General features: G+C 69.9%; 11 protein-coding genes. 4 read left to right on the top strand and 7 right to left on the bottom strand.

Annotated features, from left to right (window positions below; all coding sequences use genetic code 11):
• The first annotated feature begins 71 nt into the window (after window positions 1–71).
• A complete protein-coding gene (locus tag DVK44_RS13215; RefSeq protein WP_114659858.1) occupies window positions 72–407 on the top strand; it encodes a histone-like nucleoid-structuring protein Lsr2 in 336 nt (111 codons plus the stop codon).
• Here the strand turns inward: DVK44_RS13215 and DVK44_RS13210 are convergent.
• The gene (locus DVK44_RS13210) at window positions 386–1,024 is read right to left on the bottom strand and encodes an SCO3374 family protein (protein WP_114659857.1); all 639 of its coding nucleotides are present in this window, start codon (window positions 1,022–1,024) and stop codon (window positions 386–388) included. The two genes, DVK44_RS13215 and DVK44_RS13210, sit on opposite strands and share 22 nt — an antisense overlap.
• Window positions 1,025–1,458: 434 nt before the next feature.
• Between DVK44_RS13210 and DVK44_RS13200 the strand changes: the two genes are divergently transcribed.
• On the top strand, window positions 1,459–3,981 hold the full coding sequence (locus tag DVK44_RS13200) for an ATP-dependent Clp protease ATP-binding subunit (RefSeq protein ID WP_114659856.1): 2,523 nt from the start codon (window positions 1,459–1,461) through the stop codon (window positions 3,979–3,981).
• 88 nt (window positions 3,982–4,069) lie between these two features.
• On the opposite strand, the gene DVK44_RS13195 is transcribed toward DVK44_RS13200, so the two are convergent.
• The 3 genes from DVK44_RS13195 to DVK44_RS13185 are packed head-to-tail and all read right to left on the bottom strand — an operon-like array spanning window position 4,070 to window position 7,565.
• Window positions 4,070–6,118 carry an NACHT domain-containing protein gene (locus tag DVK44_RS13195; protein WP_331461647.1) on the bottom strand — a complete coding sequence of 683 codons (2,049 nt, stop codon included), beginning with the start codon at window positions 6,116–6,118 and terminating at the stop codon, window positions 4,070–4,072.
• A gap of 35 nt (window positions 6,119–6,153) precedes the next feature.
• Window positions 6,154–7,206 (bottom strand): trypsin-like peptidase domain-containing protein, encoded by a 1,053-nt coding sequence (locus tag DVK44_RS13190; protein ID WP_162793812.1) that lies wholly within the window; start codon window positions 7,204–7,206, stop codon window positions 6,154–6,156.
• A complete protein-coding gene (locus DVK44_RS13185) occupies window positions 7,203–7,565 on the bottom strand; it encodes a trypco2 family protein (protein ID WP_114659853.1) in 363 nt (120 codons plus the stop codon). Before DVK44_RS13185 ends, DVK44_RS13190 begins: the two co-directional genes overlap by 4 nt.
• A 664-nt stretch (window positions 7,566–8,229) precedes the next feature.
• On the opposite strand from DVK44_RS13185, the gene DVK44_RS13175 reads away from it, so the two are divergent.
• On the top strand, window positions 8,230–8,859 hold the full coding sequence (locus tag DVK44_RS13175) for a M23 family metallopeptidase (protein ID WP_114659852.1): 630 nt from the start codon (window positions 8,230–8,232) through the stop codon (window positions 8,857–8,859).
• Window positions 8,860–8,893: 34 nt separating this feature from the next.
• Here DVK44_RS13175 and DVK44_RS13170 read toward each other — a convergent pair whose 3' ends face one another.
• Entirely contained in the window at window positions 8,894–9,472 is a 579-nt protein-coding gene (locus DVK44_RS13170) for a TetR/AcrR family transcriptional regulator (RefSeq protein ID WP_114659851.1), read from the bottom strand.
• 123 nt (window positions 9,473–9,595) lie between these two features.
• Between DVK44_RS13170 and DVK44_RS13165 the strand changes: the two genes are divergently transcribed.
• On the top strand, window positions 9,596–11,239 hold the full coding sequence (locus DVK44_RS13165) for an MDR family MFS transporter (protein WP_114659850.1): 1,644 nt from the start codon (window positions 9,596–9,598) through the stop codon (window positions 11,237–11,239).
• A 138-nt stretch (window positions 11,240–11,377) separates the two neighbouring features.
• Here the strand turns inward: DVK44_RS13165 and cseC are convergent, their stop codons facing one another.
• On the bottom strand, window positions 11,378–12,694 hold the full coding sequence (cseC, locus tag DVK44_RS13160) for a two-component system sensor histidine kinase CseC (protein WP_114659849.1): 1,317 nt from the start codon (window positions 12,692–12,694) through the stop codon (window positions 11,378–11,380).
• A gap of 96 nt (window positions 12,695–12,790) precedes the next feature.
• Window positions 12,791–13,498: a two-component system response regulator CseB gene (gene cseB / locus DVK44_RS13155; protein WP_114659848.1), complete on the bottom strand. Its 708-nt coding sequence runs from the start codon at window positions 13,496–13,498 to the stop codon at window positions 12,791–12,793.
• Between the last annotated feature and the right edge of the window lies 1 nt (window position 13,499).

The following is a 13,499-nucleotide window of genomic DNA, read 5'->3' as shown; positions in this document are numbered from 1 at the left end:
CGGGGGTTTGTGTTTTCCTGAGAAAAGCGGTTTCCTTTCCGCGTACTGCATTTTCGATGAAAGGAAATCCGGTGGCACAGAAGGTTCAGGTCCTTCTTGTCGATGACCTCGACGGCGGCGAGGCGGACGAGACCGTCACGTTCGCGCTCGACGGCAAGACCTACGAGATCGACCTCACTACCGCGAATGCGGACAAGCTCCGGGGTCTCCTCGATCCGTACACCAAGGGCGGCCGGCGTACCGGTGGCCGGAGTGCGGGCACCCGCGGCAAGGGCCGGGTAGCGGCCGGTGGCAACAAGGACACCGCGGAAATCCGCAAGTGGGCGAAGGAGAACGGCTACAACGTCAACGACCGCGGCCGTGTTCCCGCCGAGATCCGTGAAGCCTACGAGAAGGCCAACGGCTGAGTATTCGTACGAAACGTATTTCTGCGCAGCAACCGGGCCCGGTGGCACTCCAACGCCGCCGCGCCCACGAGGCGTACGAGATCGGGGGCACCCCCACCGCTGCCCCCGCGCTGTCCGAACGGTACGAACGCCGGCAGCGCCGATTCCCTCTCGCGCCCGGGCACGGGGGGTCGCAGCCACACGGCGGCCCCCTGCGCGGTGGCGGCCCCCCAGCGCGGGGGCACGGGAGCGGTCATGCGCCCGCCCGCGCCGAGCGCGGTCAGCCCCAGGGTGATACCGCCCCACTCCAGCCAGTCGAGCAGCCCCGGCAGCTCGTCCGCGCCGCCCACGGCCACCAGCAGCCGCATCCGGTCCCCGTGGAGCGCCACGGGACCCGTCGGGCCGATCCGCCGCAGCAGCGCGGCGCCCGCGTCGGCCGGCAGCTCCAGCGCGTCGAACCGCACCCCGGTGAGCAGCGCGACCGGCGGCCCCGCCGCGGTCGGCCAGCCGAGCCCCTCCTCGTACCACCGCGCGAGATCCCGGCCGGCGCACCCGGCGCCACCAGCGCGCCCGGTGGAATCCTGGCGCGCGGGACCGCCTTCGGGAGCGGCGCGCGGGGGCGGGACGGGAAGGGCCATACCCGGAGCAACTCCCGAACAGGGCACGGAGTTACGCTGTGTCGCGTACGCGTCGCACAGGGTGCGGGATTCGGGGGCGTGCGGGAGCGTCCCGGAGCGCAAGGGTGTTCGCCCGTAGCGGAGGGAACAGGGGTGCGCCGCATGGACTGTCAGTGACGGCGGGTAAGACATTACCTAGTGGGAGAGGGGCGACACGCGGTTTCGGGCGGCTCGCGTTCGCCATCGGCGTACTGATGGCGGGGGTATCTGCCTGGCCTGCGGGAACATCGTCTCGGACCATCGGGTTGGAGCTGGTGTCCGGCGTTCGGGGCTGAGAGCCTGGGACAGGTGTCAGCAGTTGGAATGAGCGGTCCCCGCTTGCGGGACTAAGCTGCGGAAGGACAGGGAGGGGACCGACCCCTTTACTGCCTGACCGCTCTGAGGAGCGATTAACGATGTTCGAGAGGTTCACCGACCGCGCGCGGCGGGTTGTCGTCCTGGCTCAGGAAGAAGCCCGGATGCTCAACCACAACTACATCGGCACCGAGCACATCCTCCTGGGCCTTATCCACGAGGGTGAGGGTGTCGCCGCTAAGGCCCTGGAGAGCCTCGGGATTTCGCTCGAGGCGGTCCGCCAGCAGGTGGAGGAGATCATCGGGCAGGGTCAGCAGGCCCCGTCCGGTCACATCCCCTTCACCCCCCGTGCCAAGAAGGTCCTGGAGCTGTCGCTCCGCGAGGCCCTTCAGCTGGGCCACAACTACATCGGCACGGAGCACATCCTGCTCGGCCTGATCCGCGAGGGCGAGGGCGTCGCCGCCCAGGTCCTCGTGAAGCTGGGCGCCGATCTCAACCGGGTGCGGCAGCAGGTCATCCAGCTGCTCTCCGGCTACCAGGGCAAGGAGGCCGCCACAGCGGGCGGTCCTGCCGAGGGCACGCCCTCCACGTCCCTGGTCCTCGACCAGTTCGGCCGGAACCTCACCCAGGCCGCCCGTGAATCCAAGCTCGACCCGGTCATCGGGCGCGAGAAGGAGATCGAGCGGGTCATGCAGGTGCTGTCCCGCCGTACGAAGAACAACCCGGTCCTCATCGGCGAGCCCGGCGTCGGCAAGACGGCGGTCGTCGAGGGACTGGCGCAGGCCATCGTCAAGGGCGAGGTGCCCGAGACCCTCAAGGACAAGCACCTCTACACCCTCGACCTCGGCGCGCTGGTCGCCGGCTCCCGCTACCGCGGTGACTTCGAGGAGCGCCTGAAGAAGGTCCTCAAGGAGATCCGCACCCGCGGCGACATCATCCTGTTCATCGACGAGCTGCACACCCTGGTGGGTGCCGGCGCCGCCGAGGGCGCGATCGACGCCGCGAGCATCCTCAAGCCGATGCTGGCCCGCGGTGAGCTGCAGACCATCGGTGCCACGACGCTCGACGAGTACCGCAAGCACCTGGAGAAGGACGCGGCCCTTGAGCGCCGCTTCCAGCCGATCCAGGTCGCGGAGCCGTCGCTGCCGCACACGATCGAGATCCTCAAGGGTCTGCGCGACCGTTACGAGGCGCACCACCGCGTGTCCATCACGGACTCCGCCCTGGTCGCCGCCGCGACGCTCGCCGACCGCTACATCTCGGACCGCTTCCTGCCGGACAAGGCGATCGACCTGATCGACGAGGCCGGTTCCCGGATGCGTATCCGCCGGATGACCGCGCCGCCGGACCTCCGCGAGTTCGACGAGAAGATCGCGGGCGTCCGTCGCGACAAGGAGTCGGCCATCGACTCCCAGGACTTCGAGAAGGCGGCCTCTCTCCGCGACAAGGAGAAGCAGCTGCTGGCCGCGAAGACCAAGCGCGAGAAGGAGTGGAAGGCCGGCGACATGGATGTCGTCGCCGAGGTGGACGAGGAGCTGATCGCCGAGGTTCTGGCGACCGCCACGGGTATTCCGGTCTTCAAGCTCACGGAAGAGGAATCCTCCCGGCTGCTCCGTATGGAGGACGAGCTGCACAAGCGCGTCATCGGCCAGAAGGACGCCATCAAGGCCCTCTCGCAGGCGATCCGCCGTACGCGAGCCGGTCTGAAGGACCCGAAGCGCCCCGGTGGCTCGTTCATCTTCGCCGGCCCGTCCGGTGTCGGTAAGACCGAGCTTTCGAAGACGCTCGCCGAATTCCTCTTCGGTGACGAGGACGCGCTGATCGCTCTCGACATGTCGGAGTTCAGCGAGAAGCACACGGTTTCCCGTCTCTTCGGTTCTCCCCCCGGATACGTGGGCTACGAAGAGGGCGGCCAGCTGACGGAGAAGGTCCGCCGCAAGCCGTTCTCCGTCGTCCTCTTCGACGAGGTCGAGAAGGCCCACCCCGATATCTTCAATTCCCTTCTCCAGATCCTGGAGGACGGTCGGCTGACCGACTCCCAGGGCCGGGTCGTGGACTTCAAGAACACGGTCATCATCATGACGACCAACCTCGGGACCCGGGACATCTCCAAGGGGTTCAACCTGGGCTTCGCCGCCCAGGGCGACACCAAGACGAACTACGACCGGATGAAGAACAAGGTCAACGAAGAGCTGAAGCAGCACTTCCGCCCCGAGTTCCTCAACCGCGTCGACGACACGGTCGTCTTCCACCAGCTCACCGAGGAAGACATCATCCAGATCGTCGACCTCATGGTCGACAAGGTCGACGAGCGACTGCGCGACCGCGACATGGGCCTGGAGCTGAGCCCGTCCGCGAAGTCGCTGCTGGCCAAGAAGGGCTACGACCCGGTCCTGGGCGCCCGTCCGCTGCGGCGGACGATCCAGCGGTCGATCGAGGACATCCTCTCCGAGAAGATCCTCTTCGGCGAGCTGCGCCCCGGTCATATCGTCGTCGTGGACACGACGGGTGAGGGCGACGCCAAGGAATTCACCTTCCGCGGCGAGGAGAAGTCCCCCCTCCCGGACGTCCCCCCGATCGAGCAGGCAGCGGGCGGCGGCCCGAACCTGACGAAGGAGGCGTGAGCGTCCGCGCTCCACGCTGAGCAGTACGAAGGGGCTGCCCCGGAACCGGTTCCACGGTCCGGGGCAGCCCCTTTGGCGTGGGCGGGGCTCAGTCGGCGCGACGGGCGACGCTGGTCCGCAGCCCGGGGAGTGTGCGCAGAGGCGTCAGGTCCGGCAGCGGGCCCGGTACATGAGTGAAGACAACGAGCGTGGCCAGGAACGGAAACACCTCGCCCAGGCGGGCCAGCCCGGCATGGTCCGCCGAGAGCCGGAGCGTGAGCGAGGCGACCTGAGGCGCACGGACAGGACCGGGGGAGCCGAGGGTGAGCCAGTCGCACGAGTCGACGGTCACATCGAGTTCCCGCAGTGAGAACCACGCGTCCAGGGACGAGAGATCGAGCGGCTGCCGACTGTCCAGTCGGAGGTAGCTCACCCCGGGGTGGGCGGCGGGCAGCCGGCCGGGGGACGAGCTGCCGTAGGTGAGCGTCAGACTCCGGAGGTACGGGATCCGGTGGACAGCGTCGAGTTCTTCCTCGCCGAGGGTGCCCACGTCCAGTTCCAGAGCGGTGAGCGGCGTGTTCACCAGCCCGGACAGGTCCTCCAGGGCGGGGCACTTGGTGACACTGAGACTCCGCACGTCGGTGAGTCCCGGGAGGAACGACACATCCCGGAGCACCGCGTTGCCGTAGACGTTCAGCTCTTCGCATCCCGCGGTGGGGAGATACTCACCCAGCTGCGAGGAGGAGGCGTCGATGGAGACATCGACCGCCGACGGGGATGGCAGGCCGGGGAGCAGCCGCAGTCTGTCCGGCGTGGATACGCTGATGGCCAGGCCCGTCAGAGACATCCCGGCGAGTACCTCACGGGCGTACCGCTCCGTCGGGAACTGGAACCAGCTTGCCGCGATGGTGGACCGTACGTGCACGCTCTCGTGCAGGGAGAACCGCTTGGCGTAGGGAATGGCGCTGGATCCGCCCACCATGCAGATGAGTTCGGCCACTTCCTCGGCGTCCCTGACGCCGAGGCCGGACGGTTCGGGGAGAAGCGGCAGCACATAGTCTTCGAGCGAGACCAGCGCGTCCGTGTGCCCGCTGTCCCGGGGCGGCAGCAGCGTACGGATCCGGTCGGCGACCCGTTCGCCCACCGTCTCGTCCACCACGACCGTGTTGAGCAGACAGCGCGCCGCGAGGACATACAGGTCCGCGCGTCTGCCGCCGTAGGACGAGGCCGCCCCGTCCGCGAGCAGGCCCTCGACCAGTCTCCGTACCTCGTGCGGACGGCAGTGGCCCACCGCCAGCAGGACCGTGTCCCGCCACTGCTCGTTGGGGGCGTTCTGGAGCAGCTCAAGCAGCGAGCCGCCCTCGATGAGCGCGCGGGCCGCCAGATAGTCCTGGAAGGTGCGGTGGATGAACTGGATCTCGTCGTCCGCGCGTTCCTGGATCAGACCGCTGCGGTTGAGCAGATGCCGGAGAACCGTCGCCGCCGATCCCTGTTCCCTGACCTTGGGCAGCCGTCGCAGCGCCACCTCGATCTGCTGTTCCGCGTCCGCGCGGGAGAGCTGCGCCCGCCCCGCCCGGACCAGCCAGACCGCCAGACACTGCAACAGCTCCTGGTGCTCCTCGAAGCCCATGGTGATGCCTTCGGGGCTGCCGATCCTGCGCTGGGCGTCCCGGTTTCCGAGGAGCATCGCGAGGGTGGCGCGGTACAACTCCCAGCGGGTGTCGGGCAGGAGGCCGCCCCGGCGGCGGTGCAGGGCGCAGATGACCGCGCAGAGCAGCGGGGTCCGCGCGAGGGTGCGCAGTGCGGTGTTCTGCCGTAACCGCTCCTTCAGCTCCGCTTCCAGGCCGTCCAGTTCGGCGCGTTCGGCGGCGGCGCGGTGCTGGTCCGCGTATCGGTCGCATTCGAGGCGGGCCGCCCGGTGCCAGGCGGTGACGAACGCCTCGATGTCCTTGTCCCGCATGGGCAGGAGCTGGAGTTCCTCGAACTCCTCCGAGCGGAGCCAGTCGTCCTCGACGGCGAGCGGCCGGACGGTGGCGAGACAGTGGATGTGCGGGTAGAGGTCCAGCAGTTCGCCCAGCCAGCGCCGGGCCTCCTCGCGCTCGCCCGGCGGGATCTCGTCCACGCCGTCGATCAGCAGGAGCGCCCGGCCCGCAGACAGGACACGGCGCGCCCAGCCGGGCGGCGGGTCGTCCGTCAGGATCTGGGCGACGGAGTGGAGCGCGGTGGGGCTCGGGGGCCGAGTCCACGGGCGTGCAGGGTCCGTAAGGGGACGACGAACGGGACCAGGCCGTTGAGGCCGGCCAGCTCGGGGCCCAGGGTGCCGCAGGCGGCGTGGGCGGCGAGCCACCACACCAGGGTCGTCTTGCCGGCGCCCGCCTCGCCGCGCAGGAGCGTACGGGGCCGCTCCGTCAGCAGTTCCTCGATCCGGCGGGGCCGGCCGGGGGAGCGGTCCCGCCGGCCGGCCTCCAGGCTCAGATACGCCGTGTCCAGGTCCCAGGTGGACTCGCCCGCGCCCAGTTCGTCGATGCCGAAGATCCGGGTCTTGCGGTAGCGGGCCCGGACGGCCCGCGCGTACTCCTCCTCGAAACGCCGGTCCCGCGGGTGATGGCCGGTGAGCGACTCGTGTTTCAACGGGAACAGCTTCACCGGGAGGCTGCTGACGATCCGGTCCATCGGTACGCCCTCGACGCGCAGATGGCCGCGCCCGCGCGGGACCTGGGTGACCACGCCCAGCAGCACGCTCCCCGCGAAGACCGGTGCGCCGGAGAGCCCGGCGAGCGGTGTGGTGCCGTCGTGGCGGTCCTCGGCCGCCGGGTGGTCCAGCTCACAGACCAGCGCGGAGCGCAGGGTGCCCGCCGCCGGGAGGACCGTCGCGCGGTACTGGTCGAGTTCGAGCGCGCCGTCGTCCCCGTACCGCTGGACGGCGGGGAAGCCGGTGATCGCGCAGTGCGGCAGGGGCGACTCGGTGGCGAGGGTGCCGACACGGATCATGCCGAGCGGAGCGGCCAGTTCCGGGCCGATGATGTCCTCGCCGGTGATCAGGGCCGCGATGTCGAGACCGTCGTCCCGCCACTGGACGGCGGCGGCGACGCTTCCCGTGCGCTGCGGATGGGCGACGGACGGTCCGCTGCCGTCGCCGCTGCCGTCGCCCAGCACGTGCGCGCAGGTGAGGACCAGGCGCGGGGTGAGCAGTACCCCCGTGCCCTGGCTCGCGCCCAGGACGGCGACGACCCGGGCCAGGGTCACCGCCCCGGGCCGCCGAAGCCGGCCGTGCTGCCCCGGTCCGCGTTGCCGACCTGCCACGGCGCTCCGGTACGGGCGTCCCGCGGCTTCAGCGTGAACGCGACCTTGTGGGTGTGGGCCGAGGTACGGGCGCCGTCCGCGCCCGCCTCCACCACCCATGCCCTGACCTTGAGGCCGCCTTTGATCTCCTTGCGGAGTTCCAGCGTGAATTCCATCTGGATGTCACCGACCTCGAAGGCCATGGGCTGGCCCGTGGCGCGGGTGGCGGCGTCCAGGAGCTGGTCGCGTACGGACTGGATGGCGTCGGCGAGTTCGATGCCGTCGAACTCGTGGTCCTCGGTCCGGTCGTCGGCGCCGGTCATGGCTGTTCGCCCCCTGAGCTGGTTTCGGGATCCCGTCGAGCCTAGACGAGTAAGTCCGAAGTCCCGTCTGCGGGGAAGCGCCACGCACGCACATCCGCGGCGTTGTCGTCGGTCGACGACGCTCCGCGTCGCCTCCCTCCTCCGCCTTGCGGCTGCACGCACCTGACACTTCCCCGCCCGCCCCAAGGGGCGGACGACGCTACTTCGGACTTACTCGTCTAGGGTTCCGGGCCCCTCCGTACCCGCCGTTTCCGGCAAGGACCTACGTCCCGAAACGGACGGCCTTCCGGCCCGGTGGCCGTGACAAGGCGCACAGGCGTTTTCGGCCCCCCTACGCGGGGTAGTAGCCGCGCCCGTCGCCGGCCGGGCCGAGGGGCGGGCGGGGCGGGGGACCTTCGGCGGCGGGCGGGTTCTCGCTGTCCCCGCTGGACGGCGCCGTCGTTCCGTACCCCTTCAGGAAGCCGTGGAAGGGTACGGATTGGCATATGCCGGGAGGTTTACGGCCCGGGTGTTTGAAGCGTCAAGGGGCGGAGGGCAGGGGCGTTCGCTACGACGCGATGTCGTAGATGGGGTGTTTTGGGATGCGGTGGGGTCCGGGTTACCAAGGTGAGGCAAGCCCGGCGCTTCGAGTGCCGGGTCCCTTTACGCCCGGAGGTTCTCGCGTATGTCGCAGCGCACGCTGTCCCGTCTCGTCCGCCCGTCCGCCCTTCGTACCCGTGCCGGTGTCCTGGCTGCCGGACTCGGGGTGTCCGCGGTGGTCGGGGCCGGTGCCGCGGTCGCCGCGACCAGTGGTGGCGAGACGGCCGCCGCCTCCGCCTCCGTATCGCACCGGGCCGCCGCGCACGCCCCGGCCAAGGAAGCGGCCGCGAAGGCCGTCACCTGGACCGGTCCGGTCAAGAAGTACACGCTGAGCGCCAGCTTCGGTCTCGGCGGCAACATGTGGTCGCAGAAGCACTCCGGCCAGGACTTCGCGGTGCCGGTCGGCACGGCCGTCCACGCCGCCCACAACGGCACCGTCGTGAAGGCCGGCCCCAACGGCGGCGGTGACGGTCCCGCGTACGGCAACGCGATCGTGATCAAGCACGCCAACGGCACCTACTCGCAGTACGCGCACCTCTCGAAGATCCAGGTGAAGATCGGCCAGGCCGTGAAGACGGGCCAGCAGATCGCGCTGTCCGGCAACACCGGCAACTCCAGCGGCCCGCACCTGCACTTCGAGATCCGTACGACCCCGAACTACGGCTCGGCGGTCAATCCGGTGAACTTCCTGCGCTCCGTCGGTGTGAAGGTCTGACCGGCCGAACGTGGCTGAGCGGTCGCGTACCGTCTCAGCCGGTCACACCGTGAGCCCGGTTCATCAGCTCGAAGGAGACCTCAAGGACAGCCTCGCGCTTCTCCTCGGGGTCTCCTGCCACGTCCTTGAGCGCGAGCATCCCGGTGTGCACGGTGAAGAGCGCGCTCAGGCAGCGGACCTGGTCGCTCATCGACGCGCCGGGCTCCTGGAGCAGATCGCGCAGATCCAGCATCCGGTCCTTGAACGGCGCCCCGATGCGCAGATCGCGCAGGCTCGCCTGGTTCTCCTGGAAGAAGCGGAAGAGCGGTGCCGCGTTCGCCAGCATCCGGCTGTAGCGGCGCAGGATCTCGTGCTTGGTCTCCAGGGAGTGCGGCCGGCTCCGGCCCCAGGCGATCAGTTCGTCGATCGGCGCCGTCAGATCCGCGAAGATGCTGACGATGATGTCTTCCTTGGACTTGAAGTGGTAGTAGAGCGCCGCTTTTGTCACATCCAGCCGCTCCGCGATCTCCCGTAGCGAGGTCTTCTCGTACCCCTGCTCGGCGAAGAGTTCCAGCGCGACGTCCTGGATGCGCTGGCGGGTGTCGCCCCGTCGCGGGTGCTGGGTGCTGCCCATGCTGCTCTCCCGAGAATTAACTTACTTGACGCCCGGCAAGTAAAGGTCTACCTTCCCCCAGTGTAGTCAGCTTGCCGGGCGGCAAGTAAGTGCAGGGGCAGTGGGACAGGGGAGTTGGGGCAGATGAGTACGGCCAATCCAGGCGCGGTCGAAGCGGCCGGCAGGGACAAACAGACGCAGGACGATCCGCGGTCCCCGTCCCAGGCGCAGCCGCGCAGCGTGCGCGTGGTGCTGCTCGCGCTGATGATCGCGATGCTGCTCGCCATGCTGGACAACATGATCATCGGTACGGCGATGCCGACCATAGTCGGCGAGCTGGGCGGGCTCGCACACCTTTCCTGGGTGGTCACCGCGTACACCCTGGCCACCGCCGCCTCCACCCCGATCTGGGGCAAGCTCGGCGACCTCTACGGGCGCAAGAGCGTCTTCCTCACCTCGATCGTGGTCTTCCTGATCGGCTCCGCGCTCAGCGGCATGGCCCAGGACATGGGCCAGCTGATCGGCTTCCGGGCCATCCAGGGACTTGGCGCCGGCGGTCTGATGGTCGGTGTCATGGCGATCATCGGTGACCTCATCCCGCCCCGCGAGCGCGGCAAGTACCAGGGCATGATGGCCGGCGTCATGGCGCTCGCCATGATCGGCGGACCGCTGGTCGGCGGCACCATCACCGACCACCTCGGCTGGCGCTGGAGCTTCTACATCAACCTGCCGCTGGGCGCGGTCGCGCTGGCGATGATCACGATCGTCCTCCAGCTGCCCGCCAAGGACCCCGGGAAGGCCAAGGTCGACTATCTCGGCGCCGGGCTGCTGGCGGCCGGTATCACCGCGATCGTGCTGGTCACCACCTGGGGCGGCACCGAGTACGACTGGACCTCGCCGGTGATCCTCCTGCTGATCTTCGGCGGGATCGCCGCGCTGGTCGGCTTTGTCGCCGTACAGCGGCAGACGGCCGAGCCGATCATGCCGCTGCACATCTTCGGCGACCGCAACTTCTCGCTCATGTCGGTGATCGGCTTCCTGGTCGGCTTCGTCATGTTCGGCGCGGTCCTCTTCCTGCCGCTCTACCAGCAGGCCGTCCAGGGCGCCTCGGCCACCAACTCCGGGCTGCTGCTCCTGCCGATGCTGCTGTCGATGATGCTCGTCTCGCTCGTCGCGGGCCGGGTCACCACCAGCACGGGCCGGTACAAGATCTTCCCGATCATGGGCAGCGGGCTGATGGTCGCCGGGCTGTTCCTGCTCGCGCAGATGGACACCGGCACCTCGCGGCTGACCTCCGGCCTCTACATGGCGGTGCTCGGCGCGGGCATGGGCTGCCTGATGCAGATCACCATGCTCGTCGCCCAGAACAGCGTCGAGATGAAGGACATGGGCGTCGGCTCGTCGACGACCACCCTCTTCCGTACGCTCGGCGGCTCCTTCGGCGCCGCGATCATGGGCGCGCTCTTCACCAGCCGGGTGCAGCACGAGATGTCCCAGGCCGGTGGCGCCGCCGCCGGCGCGGCCTCGCAGTCCGCGCAGCTGGACGCGGCGAGCCTGGCGAAGCTGCCCGACGTGGCGCGCGAGGCGTACCAGCACGCGGTGTCGTCCGGTACGCACGCGGCCTTCACGCTGGGCGCGGCGGTCGCGGTGGTCGGTTTCGTCGCGGCGTTCTTCGTCAAGGAGGTCCCGCTCAGGGGCGCGGGACCGCAGGAACCCGGCGAGAGCGGCGAGACGTCCGCGCCGACCGTGCCGCCCGCGGCGGACGGCAAGGTCGCGCAGCCCGCGTGACCGCCTGACCCCTTCGCCGCCCGTACGGCACTGACCCGTACCCCCGGATCCCCGGTCGGCACCCTCACAGCGGCTCCCCGGCGCGCACATCGCGCCGGGGAGCCGCTGTCGGTCGTCCTGTTGTCCGCGTGGTGCGTTCTAGTCCATCAGGTGCGGCAGCATCGGGAAGCTGCCCGTCGCCGTCGGCGCGTGTTCCGGCAGCCACAGGACCGCGATCGCGCCGCCCTCGCCCTCGCGCTCCACCGCGCCCTCCGGCGTCGCGTTGCGGAAGGTGAGCCGCGCGCCGAGGACCCGGGCCTGGCCCGCCGCGATCGTCAGACCCAGCCCGTGGCCGTGGCCCGCCCGGTCGGTGGCGCCCGTACGGAAGCGGCTCGGGCCCTCGCGCAGCAGCGCCTCGGGGAAACCGGGACCGTGGTCGCGTACGCGCACGACCCGGCCCTCGACCGTGACCTCGACCGGGGTCGCGCCGTGCTTGGCCGCGTTCGCCAGCAGATTGCCGAGGATGCGCTCCAGCCGGCGCGGATCGGTGTTCACCCAGGACTCGTGCACCACCTGGATCCTGATGTCCGGGTTCAGCAGCGACACCCGGCGCCCGACGAACTCGCCGAGCGCGATCTCCTGCAACTCCGCGCGCTCCGACGCGCTGTCCAGCCGGGCCACTTCGAGGACGTCCTCGACCAGCGTCCGCATCGCCTGCGCCCGGTCCCGTACCAGCTCCGTGGGGCGGCCCGGCGGCAGCAGCTCGGCGGCCGTGAGCAGTCCCGTGACGGGGGTACGCAGCTCATGGGCGATATCGGCGGTGACCCGGCGCTCCGCCTCGATACGCGCGTTCAGCGCGTCCGTCAGGGCGTCCACGGCACGCGCCAGCTCGTCGGTCTCGTCGCGGACGAGCCCGCCGATGGCCTCCCCGACCCGTACGTCCGTGTTCCCCTGCGCCACCCGGCCCGCCGCCGCGGCGGCCTTGCGCAGTCTGCGCGAGAGCTGCCCGCCGATCAGCACGCCCAGGGCGCAGCCGCCGAAGACCACCGCGACCGAACCGATGATCAGGGAGCGGTCCAGCGCCGACATGATCGAGGCGCTGCGGTCGGCGACCGTACCGTGCAGCGAGAGCACCGAGCCGTTGGACATGGGCACGGCCGCCCAGATGTCCGGCGACCCGTTCGCGTTCTCGTGCACGAAGGTCGCGCGCCGCCCCTCCTTCATCTTCCGGTGCAGATCGCGCGGGAGGGCGGGGTCGTTGATCTTCGTGCCGAACTTCGGGTCCTTGGTCGTCTCGTACATCCGCTGGGCGAACAGCAGCCGCTCCATCTGGAACTCGCGCGCGTTGTCGAGCATGGAGACCCGGGCGGAGTTGTGCACCACCAGGCTCAGCGCCACCGCGACCAGCGCACCGACGGCGGCGATCGCGATGCTGATCTTCCACCTGACCCCGGTGCGCAGGACGAGCCGCTTCATCGTGCTCCCTGTTCCTTCTGGATGCCGGACCGCCCGGACGCGGACCGTCCGGGCGTGATGTACGTGGGTAAGGGCCTGGGCCGTCGGGCCGGCGGGTCAGGCCCTGAGCTTGTAGCCGAAACCCCGGACGGTGTCGATCCGGTCCTGGCCGATCTTCGTACGCAGCCGCTGCACATGGACGTCCACCACCCGGGTGTCACCGCCCCAGCCGTAGTCCCAGACCCGCTCCAGCAGCCTGTCCCGCGACAGTACGGTCCCGGGCGCCGCCGAGAACTCCAGCAGCAGCCGCATCTCCGTCGGGGTCAGCGCCACCGGCGCACCCGCCCTGCGCACCTCCATGCCCTCCGTGTCGATCACCAGATCGCCGAAGGTCAGCACCCCGTTCTCGTCGGCGTACCCGTCCGAGCCGTCCGGCTCCCCGGCGGCCCCTCCCGCGTGTCCGAAGCGGCGCAGTACGGCCCGGATCCGCGCGACCAGCACCGCGCCGTCGAAGGGCTTCGTCACATAGTCGTCGGCGCCGGCCTCCAGACCGAGCACCACATCGATCGAGTCGGCGCGCGCCGACAGCATGATCACCGGCACGGTCGACTCGTCGCGGATACGCCGGCACAGGCTGACCCCGTCCAGCCCCGGCACCATCACATCGAGCAGCGCGATGTCCGGCCGGTTCGCGCGGAACGCCGCCAGCCCCGACAGCCCGTCGGGCATCGCGGTGACCGCGAAGCCGTCGCGCTCCAGCGCCAGCTGGGTGGCTTCGCGGATGACATCGTCGTCCTCGACGAACAGGACGTGGGTCTCGGCCATC

Origin of the sequence: Streptomyces paludis (genome assembly GCF_003344965.1) — a bacterium.
GTDB lineage: Bacteria > Actinomycetota > Actinomycetes > Streptomycetales > Streptomycetaceae > Streptomyces > Streptomyces paludis.
This window is presented reverse-complemented; position numbering and strand designations above follow the sequence as displayed.

Coding starts and splice junctions, on each gene's coding strand:
- cseC (WP_114659849.1), bottom strand. CDS start 12,694: ATGAAGCGGCTCGTCCTGCGCACCGGGGTCAGGTGGAAGATCAGCATC.
- DVK44_RS13165 (WP_114659850.1), top strand. CDS start 9,596: ATGAGTACGGCCAATCCAGGCGCGGTCGAAGCGGCCGGCAGGGACAAA.
- cseB (WP_114659848.1), bottom strand. CDS start 13,498: ATGGCCGAGACCCACGTCCTGTTCGTCGAGGACGACGATGTCATCCGC.
- DVK44_RS13185 (WP_114659853.1), bottom strand. CDS start 7,565: ATGACCGGCGCCGACGACCGGACCGAGGACCACGAGTTCGACGGCATC.
- DVK44_RS13170 (WP_114659851.1), bottom strand. CDS start 9,472: ATGGGCAGCACCCAGCACCCGCGACGGGGCGACACCCGCCAGCGCATC.
- DVK44_RS13210 (WP_114659857.1), bottom strand. CDS start 1,024: ATGGCCCTTCCCGTCCCGCCCCCGCGCGCCGCTCCCGAAGGCGGTCCC.
- DVK44_RS13200 (WP_114659856.1), top strand. CDS start 1,459: ATGTTCGAGAGGTTCACCGACCGCGCGCGGCGGGTTGTCGTCCTGGCT.
- DVK44_RS13175 (WP_114659852.1), top strand. CDS start 8,230: ATGTCGCAGCGCACGCTGTCCCGTCTCGTCCGCCCGTCCGCCCTTCGT.